The organism is Peptoniphilus equinus, from assembly GCF_027921445.1.
Classification (GTDB): Bacteria; Bacillota; Clostridia; order Tissierellales; family Peptoniphilaceae; genus Peptoniphilus; species Peptoniphilus equinus.
The window spans coordinates 859,280-884,263 of the sequence record NZ_CP115667.1 but is presented as its reverse complement, the minus strand read 5'-3'; the positions used below and the strand labels follow the sequence as shown (position 1 = coordinate 884,263).

Below are 24,984 nucleotides of genomic sequence, written 5' to 3'. Positions count from 1 at the left end.
GATGCTTACTCGTGTGTTTAAAAGTAGAAAGCCGCGCAATCTTCTGTTGCTTTTTGAGATCTTGGCGCTGTTTTTACTCTTTTTATTAAACAACCAACATATTGACCGGTATATTGTCATTTTATTTTTCGGTTTGATTTCAGTGATTTATATTTCCAACTTTATACTTGGGAAAATTTCTTCCGGGGATAATTATATTTTCCTCATTGTTTCCATGCTCTTAACTATTGGTATTGTCACTATTTATCGATTGAATCCGGACACCGGACTGCGTCAATTGGTGTGGGCGCTTGTGGGGATATTGGTCTTTTATATCACCTATTTTGCCATGCGCGGCATAAGAAAGATTGAAAATTGGGCGCCTTTTTACTTTGTGGTGGCGCTTCTTTTATGCCTTGTGACCCTTCTCTTTGGGGTGGAGCGTGGCGGTGCGCGAAATTGGATTCAAATCACAAATGATATTCTCTTCCAACCTACCGAGTTTACTAAGCTGGCCGTCGTGTTTCTCATGGCATCGTATTATGCCAAGTATCAATATATGATTTCACGTCCCATCGCCTATAAGGCTCTTTTGCCTTTAGGGGCGGCGTATTTGCTTATCGGGTTTTTGTTCATTCAAAAAGATCTGGGTACTGCTGCGATTTTCTTTTGTATCTTTTCAGGGATTCAATTTATCTACGAGGAGGATCGGAAAATTATTCTTCTCAACATTGGGCTTATGCTTTTGGGGGCGTTGGCAGGATATTTTCTGTTCAACCACATTAGGGTCCGGCTGGATATTTGGTTGAATCCTTGGGATCCGGATAAGATTTACAACAGCTCAGCACAAATTGTTCAGTCACTGTTTGCCATTGCGGAAGGCGGCTTCTTCGGCACGGGGATCGGCCTTGGCAATCCGAAGCTTGTACCGGTAGGGATCAGTGACTTTATCTTTCCGGTGATTTGTGAAGAAATGGGAATTTTTGCAGGTATTGGCATTATTATGCTCTACTTGCTTTTAGCTTATCGCGCCATGAAGATTGCGATGGCACAGCCGGTGCTTTTTTATCGCATACTTGCTATCGGCATGGCCATTCTTTTTGCAGTACAGTGCTTTTTAAATATCGGCGGGGTAATTAAGCTCATTCCTATGACGGGACTGACGCTACCTTTTGTATCCTATGGAGGCTCATCCATGCTCTCCAGTTTTATTGCCTTAGGGGTGCTTCAGGTTACGAGTGAAGATTTGTCCTATAAATATGAGGGATATGATGAATTCAAAAGAAAATAAACGACTTATAGTTTTACTGTTGGGTCTTATAGCTATGTTTTTAGGCCTCATACTCTATCTTAGCTATTTCACCGTATTCGAAGCGAAGACGATTGTAGACCATCCGGCGAATCGACGTGACAGTATCAAAGTGGCAGGCATCAAGCGGGGTGCCATTTTAGACAGTAAAGGCAATGTCCTAGCAGAGACCGTAGGAGAAAAGTATAACTATACCCGTCACTACACCTATCCTCGAGCCTATTCTCACGTCATCGGTTATGCCTCGAAAACCAAGGGACGATCGGGTTTGGAAGCAACTTATAATGATGCTTTGCTGGGATTGAATTCCGGTAAGACACTGAAAGATTTGCAAGCCTTTTTTGATTCCGACATTGATACGGAAGTGGGGGACAATATGACGTTAACGACGAATTCCAACATTCAGGAGTTCGTGCGTGAAACGCTTATTGAAACAGATAAGAAGGGGGCTATTGTGGTGATGAATCCAACCACAGGAGCCATCCTTGCCATGGCAAGTTCTCCGGACTTTAATGCGCAAAATATCGACCAGGATTACAATGCTATTGTGGAACAAAATAACGGCGCCTTTTTCAACAATGCCATTCAAGGCGGCTATGCGCCGGGTTCGGTCTTTAAAATTGTTACGGCAGCTGCGATATTGGAATCCGATGTAGATCAAAGTTATGAGGATACCGGGGAAGAAGTTATTCTGGGTCGTGCCATTAAGAACGCCGGTGGCGAAAAATATGGCGACATTGATCTCAATGAAGCGTTCACCTATTCGGTCAATACTTACTTTGCCAATAAAGCGGTAGCTATAGGCAAGGATAAATTCACGGAAGTGGCGGAACGTTTTATGATGAACAAGGATATTGACTTCGATTTGAATTTGGCGACGTCTACATTTAAGTCTGAAGGTTGGGATCAGCACGCTCTGGGCAGTGCAGCTATCGGACAGGCGGACATTTTGACGACGCCTCTGCAAATGACCCTTATCACTAATGCTATTGCAAACCAAGGGAAAATTATGGCGCCATATCTTGTCGAGCGTATTACCTCCCCTGAAGGGGCTACGATACAAACTCATGAACCCACCGTACTGTCTGAAGCCATTACACCTGAAAATGCACAAAAGCTTGCGGAGATGATGGAAAATGTCGTCCGTCAGGGTTCCGGGCGAGGTGCACAAATTCGCCGCACAGCTGTTGCAGGCAAAACCGGTACTGCGCAAACGCGTCAGGCTGACGGCAGTTACAATGCATGGTTTGTCGGCTTTGCACCGGTTAAGGATCCAAAAGTATCTGTCGCAGTCATTTTACAGGATTCTGAAAAATTTGGCGGGGAAGTCGCAGCGCCTATTGCCGCCGACATTATGGAATTTGCTTTGGGAGAGTTGAACTGATGGAGTCGAAATATGTGGTTGCCATTGTCGCGGCAGCAGGTATGGGCAAGCGAATGAAAGCAGGCATCAACAAACAGTTTTTGACTTTGGAAGGTCAGGAGATCCTCGCCCGTACGCTTCAAAAGATAGAGGCGTCACCTTCTATTGATGAGATCATTATTCTCATTCAAAAATCTGATCGACACTATCTGGAACTTATTTTGAGAAAGCAGCCGCTCTCAAAACCCTATCAAATTGTCTACGGGGGTAAAGAACGTCAGGACTCTATCCACAATGCTCTGACGGCATTACCGGAGGAAGCTACAGTCGTCCTCACCCACGATGGGGCAAGACCTCTTGTGAAAGTGAACAAAATTGAAGAGGTCATCAATGGGGTAAGTATGACCGGAGCTGCTACCCTTGCCACACCGGTGAAAGATACTATTAAGGTGTCCCATAACGGACAGACTGTCGACTATACACCGAACCGCAAGGAGCTTTTTGCAGTGCAAACGCCTCAGGTTTTTTATAAAGAGGTGCTTTTAAAGGCCTATGCTCAGGCGTATAGAGAGCACTACTACGGTACGGACGACTGCTCTCTCGTAGAGAAGACAGGAGTCAAAGTAAGCATGGTGATCGATGACTTTTCCAATATTAAAATCACTACACCGGAGGACTTAATTCTGGCTGAGGCATTACTTAGGAGTGACATATGAAAATAGGGATTGGGTATGATGTACACAGATTTGCAGAAAATCGGGACCTTTATCTTGGCGGCATCAAGTTTGATTACCCGTTGGGTCTGTTGGGGCACTCCGATGCGGATGTGCTGATTCACGCCATTATGGATGCCGTGCTCGGTGCCCTTGCCTTAGGTGATATCGGTAAACTGTTTCCGGACACGGATCCCGCTTATAAAGATATTGATTCTAAAAAGCTTTTAGCACGCGTCGTTCACGTGATGGAAAATGAAGGGTACTGCATCGGCAATGTCGACAGCATTGTGATCTGTGAAGCACCGAAGCTTAAGGACCACATTCAAACCATTCGAGAATGTTTGGCGTCTTTATTACATACCGACATGGGCAACGTATCGGTCAAGGCGACGACGACAGAACAACTTGGTTTTGAAGGTCGCAGAGAAGGCATTGCCGCACAAGCGGTAGTGCTCTTGGAAAGGAGATAATATGAAATTTTTTATTGACACGGCAAATGTAGATGAAATCAAAGAGATTAACGACTGGGGGATCCTCGACGGTGTTACGACCAATCCGTCTTTGATTGCAAAATCCGGACGAGTTTTTGAAGACGTGGTCGAAGAGATTGCAAAAATTGTCGACGGTGCCATTTCCGCAGAAGTCACGGCAGAAGATGCGGACACGATGGTGGATCAGGCCCATGAGCTGATTAAACTCGGAGAGAACATTGTCATTAAAATTCCCATGACCGACGAAGGACTTAAGGCTGTGAAAGTGCTCTCCAAAGAGGGCATCAAAACCAACGTGACATTGATCTTTTCGGTCAATCAGGCTATCCTTGCCGCAAAAGCCGGCGCCACCTATGTCAGTCCTTTTGTCGGACGTCTGGATGATATCGGGGAAGATGGTATGAACTTAATTCGTGATTTATCGTATATCTTTGACCGATACGATATTCAAACTGAAATTATTGCAGCTTCAATTCGACATACTGCTCACGTTCGGGAATGTATGCTTGCAGGAGCACATATTGCCACTGTACCGTATAAAGTATTTAAGGGGATGCTCAACCATCCGTTAACGAATTCCGGTATCGCAACATTTTTAGAAGATTTCAAAAGTGTAAGCACAAAAGGAGAATTTTAATGAACAGAAATCTGGCAATCAACTTAGCACGAGTGACGGAAGCAGCTGCTTTAAATGCGGCAAAATTTTTGGGCAAAGGGGACAAAAATGCCGCCGACGGCGCAGCCGTCGATGCGATGCGTCGTATGTTGGATCAAATTGAAGTGGACGCTGAAGTGGTTATCGGCGAAGGCGAAATGGATGAAGCACCGATGCTCTATATCGGCGAAAAAATTGGGGAAGGCAAGCCCAATGCCGATAAAGTGGATATTGCAGTAGATCCTGTGGATGGAACGACCGCCGTGTCAAAAGGTATGAACAATGCCATTGCGGTACTCACCATGGCACCTCGCGGCTGTTTGCTCAATGCACCGGATGTGTATATGAATAAGATTGCCTGCGGTCCCGGAGCTAAGGGACAAATCAACTTGGACGACTCTCCAACGGACAATATTAAACGCGTTGCCAAGGCCTTGAACAAAAATATTTCCGATATCACGGTAGCTATTTTGGATCGCCCGCGCCATGCGGACATCATTGCTGAAGTTCGCAGTCTCGGCGCACGGATTAAGTCGGTTTCAGACGGGGATATTGTCACTGCCATTGAAACCTGCTTTGACGAGAGCGGCGTGGATCTCATACTGGGTAGCGGCGGCGCTCCGGAAGGGGTTATTGCAGCAGCGGCTTTGAAGTGTCTGGGCGGCGATTTCCAAGGCCGACTTATGCCGACTGACGACGAACAACGTCGCCGCTGTGCTGAGCTGGACTCCGATTTGGATAAAATTTATGGTATTGACGACTTAGTCAAAGGTGATGAAGTAGTCTTTTCCATGACCGGCGTCTCTAAAGGAGAAATTCTTGACGGCGTGAAATTCGGTGCCGGCGATCGTGCCACAACAGAAACGCTAGTGATGCGTTTGCCAAGCGGTACGGTCCGTCGGATTCAATCCGAACATCGCCTGGATAAGAAACCGGAATACGCAAAATAATGCAATCAACGTATAAGAATATCGAGGTGTTAAAGAATAAATCCCTTCAGGACCTCAAAAATATCGCCGTGTCTATGGGACTTGAACCGCATGAGTCCCTTAGCCGCGGCGACTATTATAACTATATTACTCACGGTATTATGCCCACCATCACATCATTTTCTTCTTACGATTTAACGGCGAAGTCACTCAAAGAACTGAAAGAGATCGCCCTTTCTTTGAATATCTCAAGTCCCTACAAGTATAAAAAAGCAGCACTGATTGAAGCGATACTGCACAAACAAGGCACCTTTTCCATCTCCGATTACATGGAAAGTCAATTAAAAGCAGTGGACGTGGCGATGTTGAAGTCTATGGCGTCAGAGCTTGGCGTGACACTTAAGACGCAGAGCACAAAAGAACTCATTGACGCCATTGTGACGTACAACCGTTGGACAAAAGAAACATTTGACAAGACGCTTGAGCGCATAAAAAAAGAGGCGGTGTCGCGAGAGGACATTGATACATCGTCGTTGTCCGACAATGCAACAGAATTGGTACAGGATTTGGATACGCTCAATACCACGTCCGGTATTCTTGAGATTTATCAAGACGGTTTTGGCTTTTTGCGGCGAGAGAACTACCAGGCTTCCGACGGCGATATTTATGTCGCACCCAGTCAGATACGCCGCTTCCGGCTTCGTACCGGCGATGACGTGGTCGGCGTGGTGAAGCCGAACGCTGAGGGTGGCAATGCACTGATTTATATCAAGTCCGTCAATGGGATGAAACCTTCTGAAAGTGCTCGCAGACCGCACTTCGACCGCCTGACGCCGATATTTCCCAACAAGCGCCTGTATTTGGAACACGGTGACGCTGTGGCCGTGCGGATGATGGATCTCATCGCGCCTATCGGTAAAGGCCAGCGCGGACTTATTGTGTCATCGCCAAAGAGCGGCAAAACAACGATGCTCAAACAAATTGCGTCGGCGATTACCGCCAATTATCCCGATGTGCATTTGATGGTGGTTTTGGTGGATGAAAGACCGGAAGAAGTGACGGATATGAAACGTTACATCAACGGCGAAGTGGTCTATTCCACCTTTGATGAGGAGCCGAAGAATCACATCAAAATCGCAGAAAGCGCCATTGAGAGGGCGAAGCGTCTCGCGGAGAGTAAGAAAGACGTGGTGCTTCTCTTAGATTCCCTGACGCGGCTTACCCGAGCCTATAATATGCTCACGCCGCCGAGCGGCAAGACCCTCTCCGGCGGATTGGATCCGACCTGTATGTACAAGCCGAAACGACTTTTCGGCGCGGCGAGAAATCTCGAGGAAGGCGGCTCCATTACCATTCTTGCCACAGCTCTTATTGAAACCGGTTCACGGATGGACGATGTGATTTATGAAGAGTTTAAAGGCACGGGGAATATGGAAGTTCATCTCAGCCGCACCCTTTCAGAGCGTCGGGTATTTCCTGCCATGGACATTTTTAAATCCGGGACACGCAAGGAAGAGCTGCTGTTTGATCCGTCAGAGCTCAAGTTCTCATGGTCACTGCGTCAGGCTATGCAGCAGGACAATAGTGACAGTTTAACCGAGCGCTTTCTTGAGACGGTGCTCGCTTACAAGAGCAATGCGCTCATGCTGGAAAAGCTGAAAGAGTTTAAATGGAAATAAAGTATATCGACAGTAAAAGCAACAAGCTTTTCAAATATCTGAAAAATTTCAAAAAGAAAAAGTATCGCTACGAAGCCCGGTGCTTTATGATTGAAGGTATTGTGGTATTAAAAGAAGCCTTAAGCTACAGCACGCCCCTGTATACGGTGACGACAGAGGCCATGCTCGATCAGGTGAGAGCTGTCATCGACGGAACCATTCTGGTGGTGTCTGAAGCCCTTCTTAATGAGCTGTCCGATACGCAGTCGCCGCAAGGCGTCATCGCTTACTTTCCCTTTGTCCATACATCGGAGCTTCCTTCATCCGGACGGTTTATTCTTTTGGATGACATTCAGGACCCGGGTAATGCGGGAGGCCTTATCCGATCTGCCGACGGATTTAATATGGGCGTGATCATGACACCGGCATGTGTGGATATCTATAATCCCAAGACGGTGCGCTCTACGATGGCATCAATCTTTCGGACACCGCTGATTATTCTAAAGAGCAAGAGAGAACTGGCGGCCTTGAAAGGTCGGTTTGACATCGTGGTCACTGATGTGGTCGATGCCGAAAGTTCGGTAGACTTTCCTTTTAAGAAGGACACCGTTGTGGTGTTGGGGAATGAAGCCGGGGGCGTGAGCGACGACATCAAAGCCTATGCTGATGCCACGGTCCGCATACCCACCGAGGGTATTGATTCCCTCAATGTGAACGTGGCGGGTTCCATTCTCATGTATGAGATGCAGCGATGATTCTTCTGGATGAGGCCGCACGACATCTCAAAGCATCGTTGAAGGACATGGACACTGTCGTGTTGACGCCTCGGCTCTCACAAGTCTATGCAGGGATTAACGGCCATGCTGATCTTCTGGTGCACAAGCTCGACGACAGCACTTTAGCTGTGGCGGCGGAGTGTACCGACTTTTTCAAAAACTTGGGACTGCATTACAACGTCATGCCCATTGAGGGCATAGCGAGCCCTTATCCGGGCCATGTGCAGTTAAATATCGCCGTCTTTGGGAAATGGGTTATACACAATATGAAGGTGACCCCAGAACCTGTCCGTGCATTTTACGAGCGTCAAGGCTACCATTTCATTCACGTGGCACAAGGCTACACGAAGTGCAATCTGGTCGTGGGAAGGCGCAGCCTCATCACTTCAGATGTGGGTATCTACAGGACACTGAAAGACATCGCGCCCATCCTTCTCGTGGAATCGGAACATGTGGCGCTGAAAGGATTTAACTACGGGTTTCTCGGCGGTGCATCAGGGCTTATTAACGACACGTTAGTCTTTGCCGGATCTCTGGAAAGACATCCGTCTTATGCCCGTATCGTAAAATTTTTAGATCGGCAGGGTGAAAGTTGGACGCAGCTTCAAGGTCCTCTCGTGGATGTCGGCACACTGATTCAAATTTAATTTGACATTTTTCAATTTTGGAGTATACTCTAATTTAGTATAACGTTGAAGGGACGAGTAATAAGGGATGCTTTTTCAGAGATAAGCCGGTTGGTGCAAGGCTAGAAGTTAACTTATGAAAACTAACCCGGAGTTCTTCGGTAATGCGAAGCGTAGAAGTTGCGATAAAACTTTTGAGGAGCAATGAAGGTGGAACCACGGTCGATCGTCCTTTGGGATGATTGGCCTTTTTTATTGGAATCACTCGTTTTTGGGAGGAATTATGAAAATTACACTACCTGACGGCGCAGTAAGAGAATACGATGCGCCAAAATCTGTTAAAGACATTATTTTAGACATTTCAGCAGGCCTGGAACGTGCAGCCGTGGGAGCTGTCTTTAACGGCAACATTCTCGGTAAGTCGGACACCGTTGATACAGACGGCGATTTTAAAGTCGTCAAATTTGAAGACAAAGAAGGCAAACACATCTTTTGGCATACCACATCGCACGTGATGGCTTATGCGATTAAACGGTTGTTTCCCGACACAAAATTTGCCATCGGCCCGGCTATCGACAACGGCTTCTATTACGATTTAGACACTGAACACCGCTTCAGTCCGGAAGATTTAGAAACCATTGAAAGTGAAATGAAGAAGATTGTCAAAGAAGGTTATGACGTTGAGAAGCTGTCACTGCCTCGCAGCGAAGCTGTTGAACTTTTCAAAAACGACAATCAGGACTACAAATTGGAACTCCTTGAAGGCTTGGACGATGACACCGTAAGTCTCTACCGTATTGGAGAATTTGTCGACCTCTGTAAGGGACCGCATCTGGATACCGTTAAAAACATCAAAGCTATCAAACTGCTTTCCATTGCAGGTGCATACTGGAGAGGGGACGAAAATAATAAGATGCTGCAACGTATTTACGGCATCTCCTTTGAAAAGAAATCCCAACTGGATGACTACGTCACACGCATTGAAGAAGCGGAAAAACGCGATCACAGAAAGCTTGGCAAAGAGCTGAAACTTTTTACCATGCACGAAGAAGGTCCGGGATTCCCATTCTTTCATCCGCACGGTATGCTGGTTCGCAACGAATTGCTGAACTGGTGGCGCAATGTGCTGCTGAAGAACGGCTACGGTGAAATTCAAACGCCGATTATCCTCAATGAAGATCTTTGGCACAAGAGCGGTCACTGGGATCACTATAAAGAAAATATGTATTTCACCAAGATTGACGGCGATGACTATGCGGTGAAGCCGATGAACTGCCCGGGCTCTACCATTGTCTATGCATCTGAGCCTCACTCTTATCGTGACTTGCCGATTCGCCTCAGCGAGTACGGTCAAGTTCACCGCCATGAGTTATCCGGTGCACTTCACGGTTTGTTCCGTGTCCGTACCTTCACTCAAGACGATGCCCACGTGTACTGCCTGCCGTCTCAAGTCGAAGAAGAAGTATTCCGTCTCATTGACTTGGCAGACTTCCTCTATACCACGTTCGGATTTAAATACACCATGGAACTTTCCACTCGTCCGAAAGACTACATGGGCGACCTGGAGTCTTGGAATGCGGCGGAAGACGCATTGAAGCAAGCCCTTGAAAAGAAGGGTCTGCCATACACCATCAATGAGGGAGACGGTGCATTCTACGGTCCAAAGATCGACTACCATCTGGAAGATGCCATCGGCCGTACATGGCAATGCGGCACCATCCAACTTGACTTCCAAATGCCTGTCAACTTTGATTTGACTTATGTCAATGAAAACGGCGAAAAAGCACGTCCCGTCATGCTCCACCGAGCGCTCTTCGGTTCTATCGAACGATTCCTCGGCATTCTCATCGAGCACTTTGCAGGGAAGTTCCCGCTTTGGTTGGCGCCGGTACAAGTTGAGGTCATTCCTGTATCTGAAAAGTTTACAGAGGGTGCCAAGCACATTAAAGACCAGCTAGAAGCGGCAGGTCTTCGTGTCGAACTGGATGAACGCTCTGAAAAAGTCGGATATAAGATTCGCCAAGCTCAAATGCAAAAGATTAACTATATGCTAGTCGTCGGGGAACAGGAATTGGAAAGCGGCAAGCTCTCGGTACGTCGGCGCAACGGCGACGAACTCAAAGACGTAGCCATTGAAGACTTTATTAAAGATTTACAAAAGGAAATTCAAGATAAAACTATTGATCCGGAGTCGTTATTAGTTAAATAAATGACGTGCAAAGATTGGCAAACCTGAGACCGTTCGGGTTTGCCTTTTTTATATCTGAGCACTTAGTTGACTCTTGTGTCAAAGACCGGTGCAACAGAGCGTCTTACACAGCTCGGGTATAGAGAGTCACATCGTTTCTCAAACATCAGAAGAAGACGGATAGCTTCAGGACACCATTTTTCTTGCGGCATTACAGTAAAGGAACAGTTGACAATACGCCGCACTCACAGCTATAATAACAATCAGAAAAGCGTATTACTGCTTCATCAGTGACGGCTATTGTCGTAGTCAACGAGCTAATGAGACCCGGTAAAATTTTCGTAAGAGGATTTTTCCGGGCTTTTTTATAGTTAAAGGAGGTTCACATGAAGATTACAGCCATTAAACTCGGGCGCATTTCCGTGCCCCTAAGAGTTCCGTTTAAGACAGCCTTAAGAACGGTGGACAGTGTCGAAGATATTATTGTCGAGCTTCATACCGACACCGGAGCGATCGGATACGGCGAGGCGCCGCCGACGGGAGTCATCACCGGAGAAACTCACGGCTCCATTATCGGAGCCTTTAAAGACCACATTAACAAAACCCTTTTAGGTCGGGACGTAGATGATTTGGAAAATCTGCTTCAGGATTTAAACAAGTGCATTGTGGGCAATCACAATGCCAAGGCGGCGGCGGATATGGCGATCTATGACCTCTACGGCAAGCTTTATAATGTGCCGGTTTACAAGCTTTTAGGCGGCTCGAGAAAGACGCTCGAAACCGACATCACCATTAGCGTCAATGATCCGCAGGAAATGGCTCGAGATACATTAAACGCCGTTCAGCGAGGCTATACGGTGCTTAAGACCAAGGTGGGCGTCAATCCGGCTTTGGACGTGGAGCGGCTTAAAGCGGTGCGTCAAGCGGCAGGGAAAGACATAAAGATTCGCATTGACGCCAATCAAGCGTGGCGTCCGAAAGAAGCGGTGAAACTTTTAAATCAAATGGAAGCCTTGAGTCTGGACATCGAGTTGGTGGAACAGCCGGTGGCGGCCCATGACATTTCAGGTCTCAAGTATGTCACCGAGCGTTCGCCAATTCCTGTGCTCGCCGACGAGTCCGTCTTTTCTCCTCAGGATGCCATGACCATTTTACAGCATCAGGCGGCGGATATGATCAACATCAAGTTGATGAAGTGCGGTGGGATTTACAATGCCCTTAAAATAACTACAGCGGCGGAACTTATGGGCGTGGAGTGTATGATAGGCTGTATGCTTGAAGCGAAAGTCAGTGTGAACGCCGCCGTCCACCTGGGGTGTGCAAGACAAGTGATCAGCGCCGTGGATTTGGACGGGCCGGTGCTGTGTAAAGAAGATCCCGTTGTAGGCGGTGCCGTCTTTGATGAAAAGAAGATTACGGTGAGCGACGCGCCGGGACTGGGTATCTCAGGCATCAAGAACATCGTGTATATTGACTGAGGAGGATCTTATGGTAATTACAAATGGATTTACTTACATCGCCTTTTTAATGATGATTGCAGGGTCGCTTCTTGCTCTGGAAAAGTATACGAAGTGGAAAGTCTTTAACATTGTACCGCCTCTGGTCTTCATCTATGTCCTCAACATGATTTTTTGCACCGTGGGGCTGTACGATTCGGAGGGCGTCTCAACAGCTTATAACGCCCTGAAAAACAACTTGCTCTATGCCATGATTTTCGTCATGCTCCTACGCTGTGATTTTAGAAAGATGGCGAAGCTCGGCGGACGCATGGTGGCGATTTTTCTCGGCGGATCTCTGACCCTCTTTGTCGGCACTGTCGTGCTCTATCCGCTGTTTAAAGGCGTCCTCGGGACGAATACCTGGGGCGCTGTGGCGGCACTGTACGCCTCATGGGTGGGAGGCTCGGCCAACATGGCGGCGATGCAGGCGGCGCTTCCTGTGGACTCCGGTGCATTCGGCAGTGCCCTGGCACTGGACACTGTGTGTTATTCACTGTGGATTGCGCTGTTACTCCTCGCCGTAAAGTATGAATCCAAGTGGAACAAAGCGACCAATGCAGACACCTCGAAACTCAACGCCATTGCAGAAGCTGCCGCAAAAGAAGTCAATAAAGACAAGCAGAAAGCTTCAGCGGCGGATTGGATTTTCTTAATCGGCCTCTCACTTATGGTGTCTGCCCTGACCCAGATGGCGGGAGAAGCGATCAACACTTCGCTCACTGAGATGGGCCTCGATATGTTCGGCAGCGGCACGATTGTGACCGTACTGGTTACCGTCATCGGTCTTGTGGCGGCGCTAAGCCCCCTTGGCAAACTCCCTGCCGTAGAAGAGCTCTCCAGTGTGTACCTCTATGCCGTAGTATCCCTCTTGGCATCCACAGCGTCCATTACAGCACTGGTTGCCGCGCCGATGTGGATCCTTTTCGGACTGGGCATTTTGCTCATTCACACCGTGCTTATGTTTTTGCTCTCCAAGTTCTTCCATTGGGATCTTTGCATGGTCTCCACATCATCCCTTGCCAACATCGGCGGTTCAGCCTCCGCGCCGATCATTGCCTCGGCGTACGATCCCGCCTTTTCGGGTATTGGTGTACTAATGGGCGTGCTCGGAGCGGCAGTGGGCAACTTCTTTGGACTTGCTATGGGCGCTGTGCTCCAAATGCTCGCTTAAAATCATGGAGGAGTGGTGACTTGTGTCCGTGGAAACCTTAAAGAGAAAACTGCAAACGTATATCGCAACGTGTCACGGCACGGTGGCTGTGGCATACAGGGACTTAAAGCAGGGTGATGAATTTAGCATAAACGGCGGCCTGCCTATGCCGTCAGCCTCAACCATCAAACTCTTGATCATGCTTGCGTTTTTTGAGCGTGTGGAGCGAGGAGATTTTGCATGGGAAGATACTGTCGATGTCTCTGACGCTTTGCGGACGGCGGGCGATGGTGTGCTCCAATTTTTAAACCATGGACAGGCCTACACCTTCCGAGACTTAATGACCCTCATGCTCATGGTCTCCGACAATGAAGCTGCCAACTATTTCATCCACATTTTAGGCAAAGAGTATATCAATGAGACAGCCGCGAAACTTCGTCTCCATGACACGCAGCTGAATCGCAACATGATGGAGTCTATTGATGACAATCGTCGGGACAATTGGATTTCTGCACGAGACATGGCGACGCTGCTTCACATGATCTATCAGGATGTGCTGTCACGAGATGACCTGACGTGGATTCGCAGCGTGATGTGTGAGAGCGTGCAGCAGGATCGGCTTTTGCGCTATCTGCCGGCCCATGTGACATCAGCTCATAAAACCGGGGACTTAGATGGCATTGAACACGACGGCGGCATTGTCTTCACCGATGAGGGGGACTATATCCTTGTCGTTCTCACACGAGACGTTACGTCCCGGAGTGAAGGCAAAGACATCATCGGGAGGATATCACAGATGGTCTATCATAGCCACAGCCATAGCGGCAAACCGGATACCATCTATATAACCGGGGAAGCCAAGACAACCACGCACAACGCCATCACAAAGAACTACGGCTCGTTTTTCATCGCCTTTGAAGTGGCGCCGGATGATCACACCATTGTCGCCGTGGAAGGCACGGCATCTCTTAAGCTTACCAAAAATTTTATTTCCGGACTCTTTCTGGGACGCAATATGATTGCCGACGAACAACAGATCCTGGACGACATCAGCGCACGGTATTTCGGCTCGTCGGAGAAAGCCATCAAGGCGGCGTACGTCGACGCGTTAAGACGCTATGAGAAAATCGTCGGTAGTGTCAAAGAACCGTAACCACAGGGAGTTCGCGGACATGCCATGTTGTCATATCAAACAATGTGATAAAGCGATTAAGAATTTCTTAGTCGCTTTTTGTTTTGAGAGGACACGGTATCGGTACTTTCACCGTCTTTATTCATGCTCCGGTCGAGAACGGAGACCACCATGGCTTTTCCCATCGGTATCCTCGCGCAGTCTAAGATGTGCTTTCTTCGTGTCAGTGTGTGGGTGTTTGAGAGGCGGGATATCCTCGAATAAAGACGCCGAGGTCAGTTCGCTGAGCGAGGAATAAGCCAAAACTCACCTAGCTTGAAAAAACTATAAAAAAAACTGAGGTATCGTGAAAAAGTACTAGGCAACGCGGTAAAAAAGCATTATAATTTGGGAGTAAACTACAGAAAGGGTGGACAGAGATGACTGCTATCGGTACAATCTTCAGACGGACAGACGGACAGACGGACAGACGGACAGACGGACAGACGGACAGACGGACAGACGGACAGACGGACAGACGGACAGACGGACAGACGGACAGACGGTAATCTTTTTGTGCGCCCACATAGAAGCGGCAAAGTAGACCTTACATAAGAGGTCTATTTTTGCCGCTTTTTTTATTGAAGGAGGGACTATGAAAAAGAAAATTGTCACGGCACTGGCGCTGTGGCTGTGCCTGCTCGTCACCGTCACTACCCACGTGTGGGCGGCTGAGATTGAAACCTATGAGATTTCAAGTGATGGCAGTGTACATATGGACTATAATGCGGAGGCGAAGACCGTTCGAGTGTACGGCAACGGTAAAATGGATAATAAGTTATGGGATGACTTCAAGAGGAATCACAAGGATTTTTTCGACTCACAACCATTCGTATCCATCGAATCCGGGGTACAGTTTCCGGATGATTCTTCTTATTTATTTAGTGAATTTGATGGACAGATTGATATAGCTGCCGACATTGATACCTCCAATGTCAAGAATATGTATGGGATGTTTAAGACGACGGCATTTATCAGTCTCGATGTGAGCAACTGGGACACCTCCAACGTGACAGATATGAGAATGATGTTTGGCGGAGCAAGATCGCCCAATCTCGATGTGAGTCAGTGGGATACCTCCAATGTCACAACTATGAGTTCAATGTTTGAATCTGCGCAATCCCTCAATCTCGATGTGAGTCAGTGGGACACCTCTAATGTCACGGATATGAAATATATGTTTGCACATACGAGATCGGTCAATCTCGATGTGAGTCAGTGGGATACCTCCAATGTCACGAATATGAGCTATATGTTTGCAGATACGTCATCAGCGAATCCTGATGTGAGTCAGTGGGATGTCTCTAAAGTTATAGATATACACGGTATGTTTTTTAATGCACAATCGGCTGATCCTGATGTTAGCCGTTGGAATACCTCAAATATTTTAGATATGAGTGAGATGTTTTCTTATGCATTAGTAGCCAATCCTGATGTGAGCAACTGGAATATATCTAATGTTGGGTCTATTGCAGGGATATTTATGAACGCGCCATTAGCCAATCCCGATGTAAGTAAGTGGGACACTGCTAATGTTCAATTTATGCATTATGCGTTTTACAATACGCCGTCAGCGAACCCTGACGTCAGCAAGTGGGACTTATCCAGTATTGAAACTATGAACGACATGTTCTATGGCGCTGAAAAAGTACAAAAAATAGATTTCCGCAACGCCAAGCTTACTGAGGTGAGAGATCTGGGCGGATTGGACAATACTAAGAGTTTAGAAGAAGTGTGGCTCAGCAAGATGACTGCCGGCAGTACTGACGTGGCACTCAAAGGTCCGTTTACCATTGACTATTACGACGCCGACGGAACCATCTATAAAACTGAAGAAAGTAACGACCAACGCTTTATCATCAGCGAGGAGGACGCCGCCACCGCATCTCAAATCCATCTCTATCTGACCAATCCGATACCGACTGAACCGGACGTTCCTGAGGAACCAACCTCATCGGGGTCATGGCTTGTGGCACCCCTTCCTGAACCGGCAAAAGACAAGGACACTGAAGTTCACACCGCCTACCTCACCGGCTATCCTGACGGCACCGTAATGGCAGAAGGCGAAGTCACCCGCGGTGAAGCCGCCGCCATGGTCCTTCGCCTGGCAGGCAAGAGCCTCACCCACGACGATGCCGTCTACCACGACGTGGACGCTAACGCATGGTACAGCGACTACGTCCTCACTGCCAAAGCCCTGAGCATGCTTGATGATAAAGACGGGAAGCTCCGTCCGAACGACGCCATCACCCGCGGGGAATTTGCCGCCATGCTCGCCGTCTTAGACAAAGACAGCACCGAACAAGCGACCTTCTCCGACATCGACGGTCACAAGTACGAAGCGGCCATTGAAAAAATCGCAGGGAACAAGCGCATCATCGGCTACGACGACGGGACCTTCCGTCCTGACGCGACACTCACTCGTGGTGAAGCCGTCACGATCTTAAACCGCATGTTTGACCGTGTGGCCGACGGCGTTGCCGTGGAAGACCACAGCGAGCTCAAAGCCTTCACCGACCTCAACGTCACCGACTGGTACTACTATGAGATCGTCGAAGCGGCGAACACCCACCGACTAGAACGCCGAGGCGGCATCGACGCCTTCGGTCGCCAATTGGAAAACTGGACCGACGTACTGTCCGTGGATGCAAACTAAGCTATAGGTTAAACTATCCCGACGTGGGACAAGAGACAAGTACTTTGTATTTGTCTCTTTTTTTGTTTGCAAGGGGATAGCACGCTCTTTTGCACCGAGAGAGGTCAGAATTCCCTCCGGAGCTATGGTGCGGCAGGGATGTTATATCACGGTCCCGTGACAATTCCGGTCATCAAAATTAGATTATTGTGATATACTAGTTCCCGTGAGGTAATTATGTATAAATCTGATATAAAACAATTAGCCGACGAGCTGATTAAGACCCGTCGACTCAGTGGCGAGAAGTTTGAACAACTTTTGACCCACCGGGACGTGGTGAAAAAAGAGATTCAACAGTCGGCGAAAGCGGTGACGACAAAGTCGTTTCACCGTACGCTTTATGTGCGGGGGCTCATCGAGATTTCCAACTACTGCCGCAACAACTGTTTTTACTGCGGCATTCGACGGGACAATGATTACGTGAGCCGGTATCGACTGACGAAAGATGAGATTTTAAAGAGTGTGAGACTGGGGACGGATATGGGGTTTAAGACCTTTGTGCTTCAAGGGGGCGAGGATCCGGGACTGTCCGATGCGTTTCTTATGGATGTGCTTGACAGCATTCATCACATCAATCCTGAGGCCGCCATCACGCTTTCCATCGGGGAAAAAGATACGGCGACGCTTGAGGCCTATAAAAGCCACGGGGCGGATCGCTTTTTGCTTCGTCATGAGACGAAAAACCGCGACCACTACTATCAACTCCATCCCGAGACGATGTCCCTTGAGAATCGTCTGCGGGCGCTATCGGATTTAAAGGCTTTGGGGTACCAGACGGGATCGGGGATTATGGTGGGCACGCCGGGACAGACTTATGCTACACTTGCGGAGGATCTGGTGTATCTCCATGAGCTTCAGCCGGAGATGGTGGGGATCGGGCCGTTTATTCCGGCAAAGCATACGCCGTTTGAGAATGAGCCGGCAGGCTCTGTGGAACTCACGTTGTTTTTGCTGTGTGTGCTGCGGTTGATGTTTCCCAAGGCTAATATTCCCGCCACGACATCGCTGAACACCCTCTCGAAAACCGGGCGGGACGATGCCATCACCTATGCGTGCAATGTCTATATGCCGAATTTAACACCCCCACGCCATCGAAAGGACTACGCGCTCTACGATGACAAGGCGTGTTTTAAAATAGAAGCTGCTGAAAACTTAGATGACTTAAAGGCTATCATGAAAGGATTGGGCCGAGAGGTTGTCATGGACCGAGGAGATTTTCATGTATAACAAATTGAGCAGTCGTGCCAATGAATTTATTGATCACGATGAAATTATAGCGTCACTGAACTATGCCAAGAAGAATAGGGACAATACGAAGCTGCACTACGAGCTTTTGGAGAAGGCGAAGTCGCTGAAGGGATTGAACCACAGGGAAGCGGCCATTCTTTTAGGCGCGAAGGATCCGGCGGTCATCGATGCCATGAAGGCCATCGCCAGAGAGATTAAGTTGAAATTTTACGGCAACCGCATTGTCCTTTTTGCGCCCCTGTATCTGTCCAATTACTGTGTCAACGGCTGTGTGTACTGTCCGTACCATGCCAAGAATAAGATGATTCCCCGGCTTAAACTGACTCAGGAGGAGATACGGGACGAGGTGATTGCCCTGCAGGACATGGGTCACAAACGATTGGCTTTGGAGCTTGGGGAAGATCCGGTACACAATCCGCTGGAGTATGTACTGGAGTCCATTCGCACGATTTATGCCACCAAGCACAAAAACGGTGCTATTCGGCGGGTGAATGTGAATATTGCCGCCACGGATGTGGCATCGTATCGCAAGCTGAAAGAAGTGGGGATCGGGACGTACATTCTCTTCCAGGAGACCTACAACAAAGACAACTATGAACAGCAGCACCCCACCGGACCGAAAGCCGACTATGCCTATCACACGGAAGCCATGGACCGCGCCATGGAAGGGGGCATTGACGATGTGGGACTGGGCGTGCTCTTCGGTTTGGAAAACTATCACTATGAGTTGGTGGGGCTTTTGATGCACGCTGAACACTTGGAAGCCAAGTTTGGGGTGGGGCCTCACACGATTTCCGTGCCCCGAATCTGCCCTGCCGATGACATTGATACGTCGGATTTTTCCAATGCGCTGGACGATACAACGTTTGAAAAAATCATTGCACTGATTCGCATCGCTGTGCCGTACACCGGTATGATTATCTCCACACGGGAATCCATGACTATGCGCGAGAAAGCACTGGAGCTTGGTGTGAGCCAGATTTCCGGAGGGTCACGGACTGCTGTGGGCGGCTACATTAAAGACATTGAAGAAAAATCCGCTCAGTTTGACGTGTCGGACACCCGCTCCCTCAATGAGGTGATTAACTGGCTCTTAGAGCTGGGTCATATCCCGTCTTTCTGCACGGCCTGCTACCGTGAGGGACGAACCGGCGACCGGTTTATGTCCCTGCTTAAGAGCGGTCAAATTGTCAACTGCTGTCATCCCAATGCGTTGATTACACTGAAAGAATACATGGAGGACTACGGCACACAGAGGACAAAAGTCTTGGGAGACGACGTGATTGCGAAGTCTTTGGACATGATTACCAACGACAAGGTGCGAGCTAAGACGGCGGCGTATCTCCAAAAGATTGAAGAGGGTGAACGTGATTTCAGATTCTAATATGCCATCGAAAGGCCTGCGTATTCACATCGGTATCTTCGGCGACACCAATGCGGGGAAGTCTACGCTGTTAAATCTTCTCACGGGGCAGGGGACGTCCTTGGTCTCGGCTCAGCCGGGAACGACCACGGACCCGGTCTATAAGGCTATGGAGGTGAAAGGCGTCGGACCCGTCACGTTCATTGACACGGCGGGGTACAGTGACGTTTCGGAACTGGGCGCACTGCGTATGAACCGCACGGAAAAGGTCTTGGAAGAGTGCGACATTTTAATTTATGTCGAGCGCTTTGAGGTCAATGAGGCGTTGCTGAAGTTTTTGACAGCGAGTAAGAAGCCTCTTATCAAAGTCAAAAATGGCGCGCAGAAAGCGGCGTATGTGCCTTTTGACAAAGGGCATGTGCTTGCTGCCCTCCAAACGGCGGCGAAACACCTGGTCAAAGAACGGCCGCTCTTTGATGGTCTGCTTCGTGGAGAGGAGACTGTGGTGCTGGTCATGCCTCAGGACATTGCCGCTCCTACGGGGCGTTTGATTCTTCCTCAGGTGCAAACGACGCGGGCGCTGTTGGATTTAAACTGTACGGTGATTTCCACCAAGCCGGAGCAGCTTCAAAAGACGTTAGAGGGTTTGCGGACGCCGCCGGATTTAGTCGTGACGGACTCTCAGGCTTTTCATGAAGTCTACCCTCGGATCGGTGAGATTCCCATCACGTCTTTTTCTATTTTGATGGCTCGAGCAAAGGGGGATATTGAAACGCTCGTGGCAGGTGCGAGGGTGCTCGACACCTTAGATGCCGACTCTAAGGTGTTAATTGCCGAGGCATGTACCCATGCCCCGCTGGAAGAGGACATCGGTCGTGTGAAGATTCCAAAGCTCCTTAGAGCACGGTATGGCGACATGACCATTGATTTTTCTCGAGGGCTGGATTTTCCTGAACCGTTGGACTATGACGTGGTCATTATGTGCGGCAGTTGCATGTTCAACCGTGCCCGAGTGCTCTATCGGATGGAGCAGGCGGCGAAAAAAGGGATACCTGTCACCAACTATGGTCTGGTTCTCTCTCATCTCCACGGCATTTTAGACAAAGTTATCTATTGAGTCGGGTGAGTGAGAGCGTGGCGAGACACTTTGGCAACGTGCCACACTAAATGAATAAACATATATTAAGGAATATCTTTATTTGTTGAAACCTCTCTGTTGTTGTACTAAAATAACAGAGAGGTGATTTTATGGAAACAAAACAACAAAAGAAAAAACGCACTTTTCCTACAGCGTTAACCGTATTATTTCTTGTGCTGGCCTTTGCCTGTGTCTTAACTTATGTCATACCGGCCGGTCAGTACCAACGCATGAGCTATAACAGTGACAGCGGCTTTTTTGAAGTTGTCGATCAAAGCGGCAATGTTACCGAGCTACCCGGTGAACAAAAGACTTTAGATGATTTGAATATTTCCATCACCATGGATAAATTCACCGGCGGAGACATCACCAAGCCTATCGCCGTTCCGAATACATATCAGTCTATCGAGAGCAATCCTCAGGGAATCGGCGCCTTTCTAAAAGCACCGATTGACGGGGTCGTGGACACTGCCGATATTATGATTTTTATTTTAATGATCGGCGGGAACATCGGCATCCTGAACGCTTCCGGGTCCATCAATGCCGGGATGGCGGCGTTGTCGAAAAAGACCAAGGGCAAGGAATTTCTTCTGCTTGTGGTCATCTATCTCTTGATTGCTCTCGGCGGTACGACTTTCGGTCTTGCAGAAGAGACCATAGCTCTGTATCCGATTCTCATGCCGGTCTTTTTTGCGGCAGGGTATGATGCCATGACGTTAGTGGCGGTTATTTTTATGGCGAGCAGTGTGGGGACGATGTTCTCTACGGTGAATCCGTTCTCCATTATTATCGGATCGACCGCTGCCGGCATCAATTTCAAATTGGGTCTGGGCATGCGGGTGATCGGACTGATCGGCGCATGCGTCCTCAATCTATTCTTTATCTATCGCTATGCGAACCGAGTCAAGAACGATCCATCCCGCTCTGTCGTGTCCCTTGAAATGGCCCATCTTCGTGAGCTTCAAAACGAATCGGAGGCGGACGGTGACTATGAATTCACCACATCTCGCAAGCTGACACTGCTCATTTTTATGCTCGGGTTCCCTATTATGGTGTGGGGCGATTTCACACAGGGCTGGTGGTTTACTGAAATGTCCGCTATTTTTATGGTGACCGCCATGTTGAATATGGTCATCTCCGGACTGGGTGAAAAGCAGGCTGTGAATACTTTTCTAGCCGGCGCGGCAGATTTGGTGTCCGTTGCCATTGTTTGCGGCGTGGCACGTGCCGTCAATATTGTTATGGACAACGGCATGATTTCTGATACTATACTGTATTATACGGCAAACTTTGTCGACGGCATGAACGGCGGTATCTTCTCCGTGGTTCACATGGGGATTTTCTCCATACTGGGACTTTTTATTCCATCGTCCTCAGGTCTTGCGACGCTTTCCATGCCAATTTTTGCGCCCCTTGCAGATACGGTCAATATCAGTCGTGACGTCGTCGTAACGGCCTATAACTACGGACAGGGCTGGATGGCATTTCTCACACCGACAGGCCTCATTTTGCCATCCCTTGAGCTCGCCGGTGTACCTTATGACAAATGGATTAAATGGGTGGCGCCGTTCCTCGGCGTTCTCGCCGTGTTTGCCATCATTATGTTAGTTATTGCAACGTATATTTAAATCTTGAGACAGGTATAAAGGAGATACTATGGAACCCATTGTTCAACGATTTTTAGATTATATTTCATACGAAACGACTTCAGATGAAAGCAGTACCACATGTCCTTCAACACCGGGACAATTGGTACTGGCAAAACACTTGGTTGAAGAGCTCAAAGCCATCGGCATGGATGAGGTGGTTCTGGATGAGAATGGATATGTCTATGCCACCCTTCGTGCCAATACGGACAAGACGCTACCGACAGTGGGTTTCATCGCTCATATGGATACTGCGCCGGATTTGAGCGGCAAAGATGTCAAACCGCAATTTGTAGAGTACCAAGGGGGTGACATCCCTTTGAACGACAAGTTCACCATGATGGAAAAGGACTTTCCTTTCCTGAAGGACCTGGTAGGTGAGACGTTAATTACGACGGACGGTACGACGCTTCTTGGTGCCGATGACAAAGCGGGAATTGCCATGATCGTGGATGCGATGGACTATTTGATCCGTCATCCTGAAGTGTCACATGGCACAGTCAAAGTCGGCTTCACACCGGATGAAGAAATTGGACGAGGCGCAGATTTATTTAACATTAAAGATTTCGGCGCAGACTTCGCTTTTACTGTTGACGGCGGTGCAGTCGGCGGACTGGAATACGAAAACTTCAACGCCGCCTCGGCACACATTGACATTCAAGGGAAGAATGTCCATCCGGGGTCTGCCAAAGATATTATGGTCAATGCGCTGTATGTGGCCATAGAGTTTAACGAGATGCTTCCGGCTCACGAACGCCCTGAGCACACTGAAGGCTATGAGGGCTTCTATATGCTGGATACAATTTCCGGAGCGGTGGACGGCGCGACGATGGAATATATTATTCGGGATCACGATCGTGAAAAATTTGAAGCGAAAAAAGCGCTCATGGAAGATGCGGCGGCTTTTATCAATAAAAAATATGGTGATATTCTCACACTGACGTTAAAAGACGGCTACTACAATATGCGGGAAAAACTGGAGCCTCATATGGAAATTGTGGAGCTGGCGATTCAGGCGATGAAGGATCTCGGGATTGAACCGGCGGTTGAACCTATCCGCGGCGGTACCGACGGATCTAAGCTCTCCTTTGAGGGGCTTTTAACACCGAATATTTTTGCCGGCGGGTATAATTTCCACGGACGCTATGAATTTATCCCTGTGTCTTCTCTGGGCAAGGGGAGAGATCTCATCGTAAAAATTGTGGAGAATCTTACTAAATAAATCCTGTTTTTAGAGTATTGGTGGATTTTGTAGTTGCAATAGACTATTCGCTGTGTTAAAATACTTTGAGTAACCGCTCGAACTAGGTTTTAAAATTTTACCTATTAGGCGAGTCTTGTAATGAGGAGGTGCTACAATGTACGCAGTTATTGAAACCGGTGGTAAACAATACCAAGTCAAAGTTGGGGATAAGGTTAAGGTTGAAAAGATTGAAGCCGCAGAAGGCGATGTTATCAATTTTGACAAAGTTCTCATCGTTGGCGGTGATGAAACTAAAATCGGACGTCCATACGTTGAAGGGGCAAAAGTTGAAGCTAAAGTGCTTGCACAAGCTAAAGACAAAAAGATCGTCGTCTTCAAGTATAAATCCAAGAAAAACGAACGTACTAAAAGAGGCCACAGACAGCCTTTCACTTTAGTAGAAATCAGCGCTATTAACTAATGATTGTAGTGACATTTTTTAAAAAGTCCGGACAGTTTTACGGGTTTAAGACCTGTGGTCATGCCGATTCTGCTCCTAATGGAGAAGATATTGTCTGTGCCGCTGTCTCTATACTCACGCAGACGATGTATTTTCATGCGTTGAATCAAGGTGTGCCGGAGTCGGAGATTGCCGATGAACAGCACCACGGATTTCTCAGTATACGGATTAAAAATGACCACGACATTGAGAGACTTCAACCGGCTTTTCACTTTTTGGAAGACGGTTTAAAGTTGTTAAAAGAAAATTATAGCGAATATATTAGCTTAGAAGATCAGGAGGTAAGTTGATGATTCAATTCGATTTACAATTATTCTCCTCTAAGAAGGGTGTTGGTTCTTCAAAGAACGGTCGTGACTCCAATTCAAAACGCCTTGGCGTTAAAAAGAGTGATGGACAACCGGTACTTAGTGGAAATATCATTGTGAGACAAAGAGGTACTAAGATTCATCCGGGAACTAACGTAATGCGTGGTTCTGATGACACTTTATTTGCCGTTGCCGACGGTATCGTGAAATTCGAAACCAAGGGCAGAGGTAACAAAAAGATAGTTAGCGTCGTAGCTTAATGATAAAGTCGTAGATCTCTACGACTTTTTTTCTTAGCATTTTCGTAACTATCTTAGAAAAAGCATTAAATTTTCATTGAAGAATCAATGTTATAATCATAAAGTGAGAGAAA

The 24,984-nt window shown here is 47.9% G+C and carries 23 protein-coding genes; all 23 read left to right on the top strand.

The window, feature by feature from the left end; all coding sequences use genetic code 11:
• Position 1 precedes the first annotated feature (1 nt).
• On the top strand, positions 2–1,270 hold the full coding sequence (locus O6R05_RS04290; RefSeq protein WP_271190768.1) for an FtsW/RodA/SpoVE family cell cycle protein: 1,269 nt from the start codon (positions 2–4) through the stop codon (positions 1,268–1,270).
• Positions 1,248–2,672, top strand: coding sequence for a peptidoglycan D,D-transpeptidase FtsI family protein (locus O6R05_RS04285; protein ID WP_271190767.1), 1,425 nt, complete (start codon positions 1,248–1,250; stop codon positions 2,670–2,672). Before O6R05_RS04290 ends, O6R05_RS04285 begins: the two co-directional genes overlap by 23 nt.
• A complete protein-coding gene (ispD, locus tag O6R05_RS04280) occupies positions 2,672–3,367 on the top strand; it encodes a 2-C-methyl-D-erythritol 4-phosphate cytidylyltransferase (RefSeq protein ID WP_313791009.1) in 696 nt (231 codons plus the stop codon). The genes O6R05_RS04285 and ispD overlap by 1 nt, the downstream gene beginning before the upstream one ends.
• Positions 3,364–3,837 (top strand): 2-C-methyl-D-erythritol 2,4-cyclodiphosphate synthase, encoded by a 474-nt coding sequence (gene ispF, locus O6R05_RS04275; protein WP_271190766.1) that lies wholly within the window; start codon positions 3,364–3,366, stop codon positions 3,835–3,837. The genes ispD and ispF overlap by 4 nt, the downstream gene beginning before the upstream one ends.
• Before the next feature lies 1 nt (position 3,838).
• Positions 3,839–4,495, top strand: coding sequence for a fructose-6-phosphate aldolase (gene fsa, locus O6R05_RS04270; protein ID WP_271190765.1), 657 nt, complete (start codon positions 3,839–3,841; stop codon positions 4,493–4,495).
• Positions 4,495–5,463: a class II fructose-bisphosphatase gene (gene glpX, locus O6R05_RS04265; protein WP_271190764.1), complete on the top strand. Its 969-nt coding sequence runs from the start codon at positions 4,495–4,497 to the stop codon at positions 5,461–5,463. Before fsa ends, glpX begins: the two co-directional genes overlap by 1 nt.
• Positions 5,463–7,121, top strand: coding sequence for a transcription termination factor Rho (gene rho / locus O6R05_RS04260; protein WP_271190763.1), 1,659 nt, complete (start codon positions 5,463–5,465; stop codon positions 7,119–7,121). The genes glpX and rho overlap by 1 nt, the downstream gene beginning before the upstream one ends.
• Positions 7,112–7,855 (top strand): TrmH family RNA methyltransferase, encoded by a 744-nt coding sequence (locus O6R05_RS04255; protein ID WP_271190762.1) that lies wholly within the window; start codon positions 7,112–7,114, stop codon positions 7,853–7,855. Before rho ends, O6R05_RS04255 begins: the two co-directional genes overlap by 10 nt.
• Positions 7,852–8,523, top strand: a complete 672-nt coding sequence (locus O6R05_RS04250; RefSeq protein WP_271190761.1) for a DUF6873 family GME fold protein — start codon at positions 7,852–7,854, stop codon at positions 8,521–8,523. Before O6R05_RS04255 ends, O6R05_RS04250 begins: the two co-directional genes overlap by 4 nt.
• A 262-nt stretch (positions 8,524–8,785) precedes the next feature.
• The gene (gene thrS, locus O6R05_RS04245; protein ID WP_271190760.1) at positions 8,786–10,711 is read left to right on the top strand and encodes a threonine--tRNA ligase; all 1,926 of its coding nucleotides are present in this window, start codon (positions 8,786–8,788) and stop codon (positions 10,709–10,711) included.
• 365 nt (positions 10,712–11,076) lie between these two features.
• Positions 11,077–12,168: a dipeptide epimerase gene (locus O6R05_RS04240; RefSeq protein WP_271190759.1), complete on the top strand. Its 1,092-nt coding sequence runs from the start codon at positions 11,077–11,079 to the stop codon at positions 12,166–12,168.
• A gap of 10 nt (positions 12,169–12,178) precedes the next feature.
• Positions 12,179–13,360, top strand: coding sequence for a DUF819 family protein (locus O6R05_RS04235; protein WP_271190758.1), 1,182 nt, complete (start codon positions 12,179–12,181; stop codon positions 13,358–13,360).
• A gap of 28 nt (positions 13,361–13,388) precedes the next feature.
• A complete protein-coding gene (locus tag O6R05_RS04230) occupies positions 13,389–14,492 on the top strand; it encodes a serine hydrolase (RefSeq protein WP_271190757.1) in 1,104 nt (367 codons plus the stop codon).
• Positions 14,493–14,890: 398 nt separating this feature from the next.
• Positions 14,891–15,019: a hypothetical protein gene (locus tag O6R05_RS04225; protein WP_271190756.1), complete on the top strand. Its 129-nt coding sequence runs from the start codon at positions 14,891–14,893 to the stop codon at positions 15,017–15,019.
• An 86-nt stretch (positions 15,020–15,105) separates the two neighbouring features.
• Positions 15,106–17,166: a BspA family leucine-rich repeat surface protein gene (locus O6R05_RS04220; RefSeq protein WP_271190755.1), complete on the top strand. Its 2,061-nt coding sequence runs from the start codon at positions 15,106–15,108 to the stop codon at positions 17,164–17,166.
• A gap of 216 nt (positions 17,167–17,382) precedes the next feature.
• Positions 17,383–18,432, top strand: a complete 1,050-nt coding sequence (gene hydE / locus O6R05_RS04215; RefSeq protein ID WP_271190754.1) for a [FeFe] hydrogenase H-cluster radical SAM maturase HydE — start codon at positions 17,383–17,385, stop codon at positions 18,430–18,432.
• On the top strand, positions 18,425–19,837 hold the full coding sequence (gene hydG / locus O6R05_RS04210) for a [FeFe] hydrogenase H-cluster radical SAM maturase HydG (RefSeq protein WP_271190753.1): 1,413 nt from the start codon (positions 18,425–18,427) through the stop codon (positions 19,835–19,837). The genes hydE and hydG overlap by 8 nt, the downstream gene beginning before the upstream one ends.
• Positions 19,821–20,933, top strand: a complete 1,113-nt coding sequence (locus O6R05_RS04205) for a GTPase (protein ID WP_271190752.1) — start codon at positions 19,821–19,823, stop codon at positions 20,931–20,933. Before hydG ends, O6R05_RS04205 begins: the two co-directional genes overlap by 17 nt.
• A gap of 131 nt (positions 20,934–21,064) precedes the next feature.
• Positions 21,065–22,582, top strand: a complete 1,518-nt coding sequence (locus tag O6R05_RS04200) for a YfcC family protein (RefSeq protein WP_271190751.1) — start codon at positions 21,065–21,067, stop codon at positions 22,580–22,582.
• Between the two features lie 28 nt (positions 22,583–22,610).
• Entirely contained in the window at positions 22,611–23,822 is a 1,212-nt protein-coding gene (gene pepT / locus O6R05_RS04195; protein ID WP_271190750.1) for a peptidase T, read from the top strand.
• 136 nt (positions 23,823–23,958) lie between these two features.
• Positions 23,959–24,264 carry a 50S ribosomal protein L21 gene (gene rplU, locus O6R05_RS04190; RefSeq protein WP_271190749.1) on the top strand — a complete coding sequence of 102 codons (306 nt, stop codon included), beginning with the start codon at positions 23,959–23,961 and terminating at the stop codon, positions 24,262–24,264.
• A gap of 8 nt (positions 24,265–24,272) precedes the next feature.
• A complete protein-coding gene (locus tag O6R05_RS04185; protein WP_271190748.1) occupies positions 24,273–24,593 on the top strand; it encodes a ribosomal-processing cysteine protease Prp in 321 nt (106 codons plus the stop codon).
• Entirely contained in the window at positions 24,593–24,871 is a 279-nt protein-coding gene (gene rpmA, locus O6R05_RS04180; protein ID WP_271190747.1) for a 50S ribosomal protein L27, read from the top strand. The genes O6R05_RS04185 and rpmA overlap by 1 nt, the downstream gene beginning before the upstream one ends.
• The last annotated feature ends 113 nt before the right edge of the window (positions 24,872–24,984 follow it).

Bases quoted from the DNA above. Each gene is read 5' to 3' on its own strand.
- O6R05_RS04290 (WP_271190768.1), top strand. From the start codon at position 2: ATGCTTACTCGTGTGTTTAAAAGTAGAAAGCCGCGCAATCTTCTGTTG.
- O6R05_RS04285 (WP_271190767.1), top strand. From the start codon at position 1,248: ATGATGAATTCAAAAGAAAATAAACGACTTATAGTTTTACTGTTGGGT.
- ispD (WP_313791009.1), top strand. From the start codon at position 2,672: ATGGAGTCGAAATATGTGGTTGCCATTGTCGCGGCAGCAGGTATGGGC.
- ispF (WP_271190766.1), top strand. From the start codon at position 3,364: ATGAAAATAGGGATTGGGTATGATGTACACAGATTTGCAGAAAATCGG.
- fsa (WP_271190765.1), top strand. From the start codon at position 3,839: ATGAAATTTTTTATTGACACGGCAAATGTAGATGAAATCAAAGAGATT.
- glpX (WP_271190764.1), top strand. From the start codon at position 4,495: ATGAACAGAAATCTGGCAATCAACTTAGCACGAGTGACGGAAGCAGCT.
- rho (WP_271190763.1), top strand. From the start codon at position 5,463: ATGCAATCAACGTATAAGAATATCGAGGTGTTAAAGAATAAATCCCTT.
- O6R05_RS04255 (WP_271190762.1), top strand. From the start codon at position 7,112: ATGGAAATAAAGTATATCGACAGTAAAAGCAACAAGCTTTTCAAATAT.
- O6R05_RS04250 (WP_271190761.1), top strand. From the start codon at position 7,852: ATGATTCTTCTGGATGAGGCCGCACGACATCTCAAAGCATCGTTGAAG.
- thrS (WP_271190760.1), top strand. From the start codon at position 8,786: ATGAAAATTACACTACCTGACGGCGCAGTAAGAGAATACGATGCGCCA.
- O6R05_RS04240 (WP_271190759.1), top strand. From the start codon at position 11,077: ATGAAGATTACAGCCATTAAACTCGGGCGCATTTCCGTGCCCCTAAGA.
- O6R05_RS04235 (WP_271190758.1), top strand. From the start codon at position 12,179: ATGGTAATTACAAATGGATTTACTTACATCGCCTTTTTAATGATGATT.
- O6R05_RS04225 (WP_271190756.1), top strand. From the start codon at position 14,891: ATGACTGCTATCGGTACAATCTTCAGACGGACAGACGGACAGACGGAC.
- O6R05_RS04220 (WP_271190755.1), top strand. From the start codon at position 15,106: ATGAAAAAGAAAATTGTCACGGCACTGGCGCTGTGGCTGTGCCTGCTC.
- hydE (WP_271190754.1), top strand. From the start codon at position 17,383: ATGTATAAATCTGATATAAAACAATTAGCCGACGAGCTGATTAAGACC.
- hydG (WP_271190753.1), top strand. From the start codon at position 18,425: ATGTATAACAAATTGAGCAGTCGTGCCAATGAATTTATTGATCACGAT.
- O6R05_RS04200 (WP_271190751.1), top strand. From the start codon at position 21,065: ATGGAAACAAAACAACAAAAGAAAAAACGCACTTTTCCTACAGCGTTA.
- pepT (WP_271190750.1), top strand. From the start codon at position 22,611: ATGGAACCCATTGTTCAACGATTTTTAGATTATATTTCATACGAAACG.
- rplU (WP_271190749.1), top strand. From the start codon at position 23,959: ATGTACGCAGTTATTGAAACCGGTGGTAAACAATACCAAGTCAAAGTT.
- rpmA (WP_271190747.1), top strand. From the start codon at position 24,593: ATGATTCAATTCGATTTACAATTATTCTCCTCTAAGAAGGGTGTTGGT.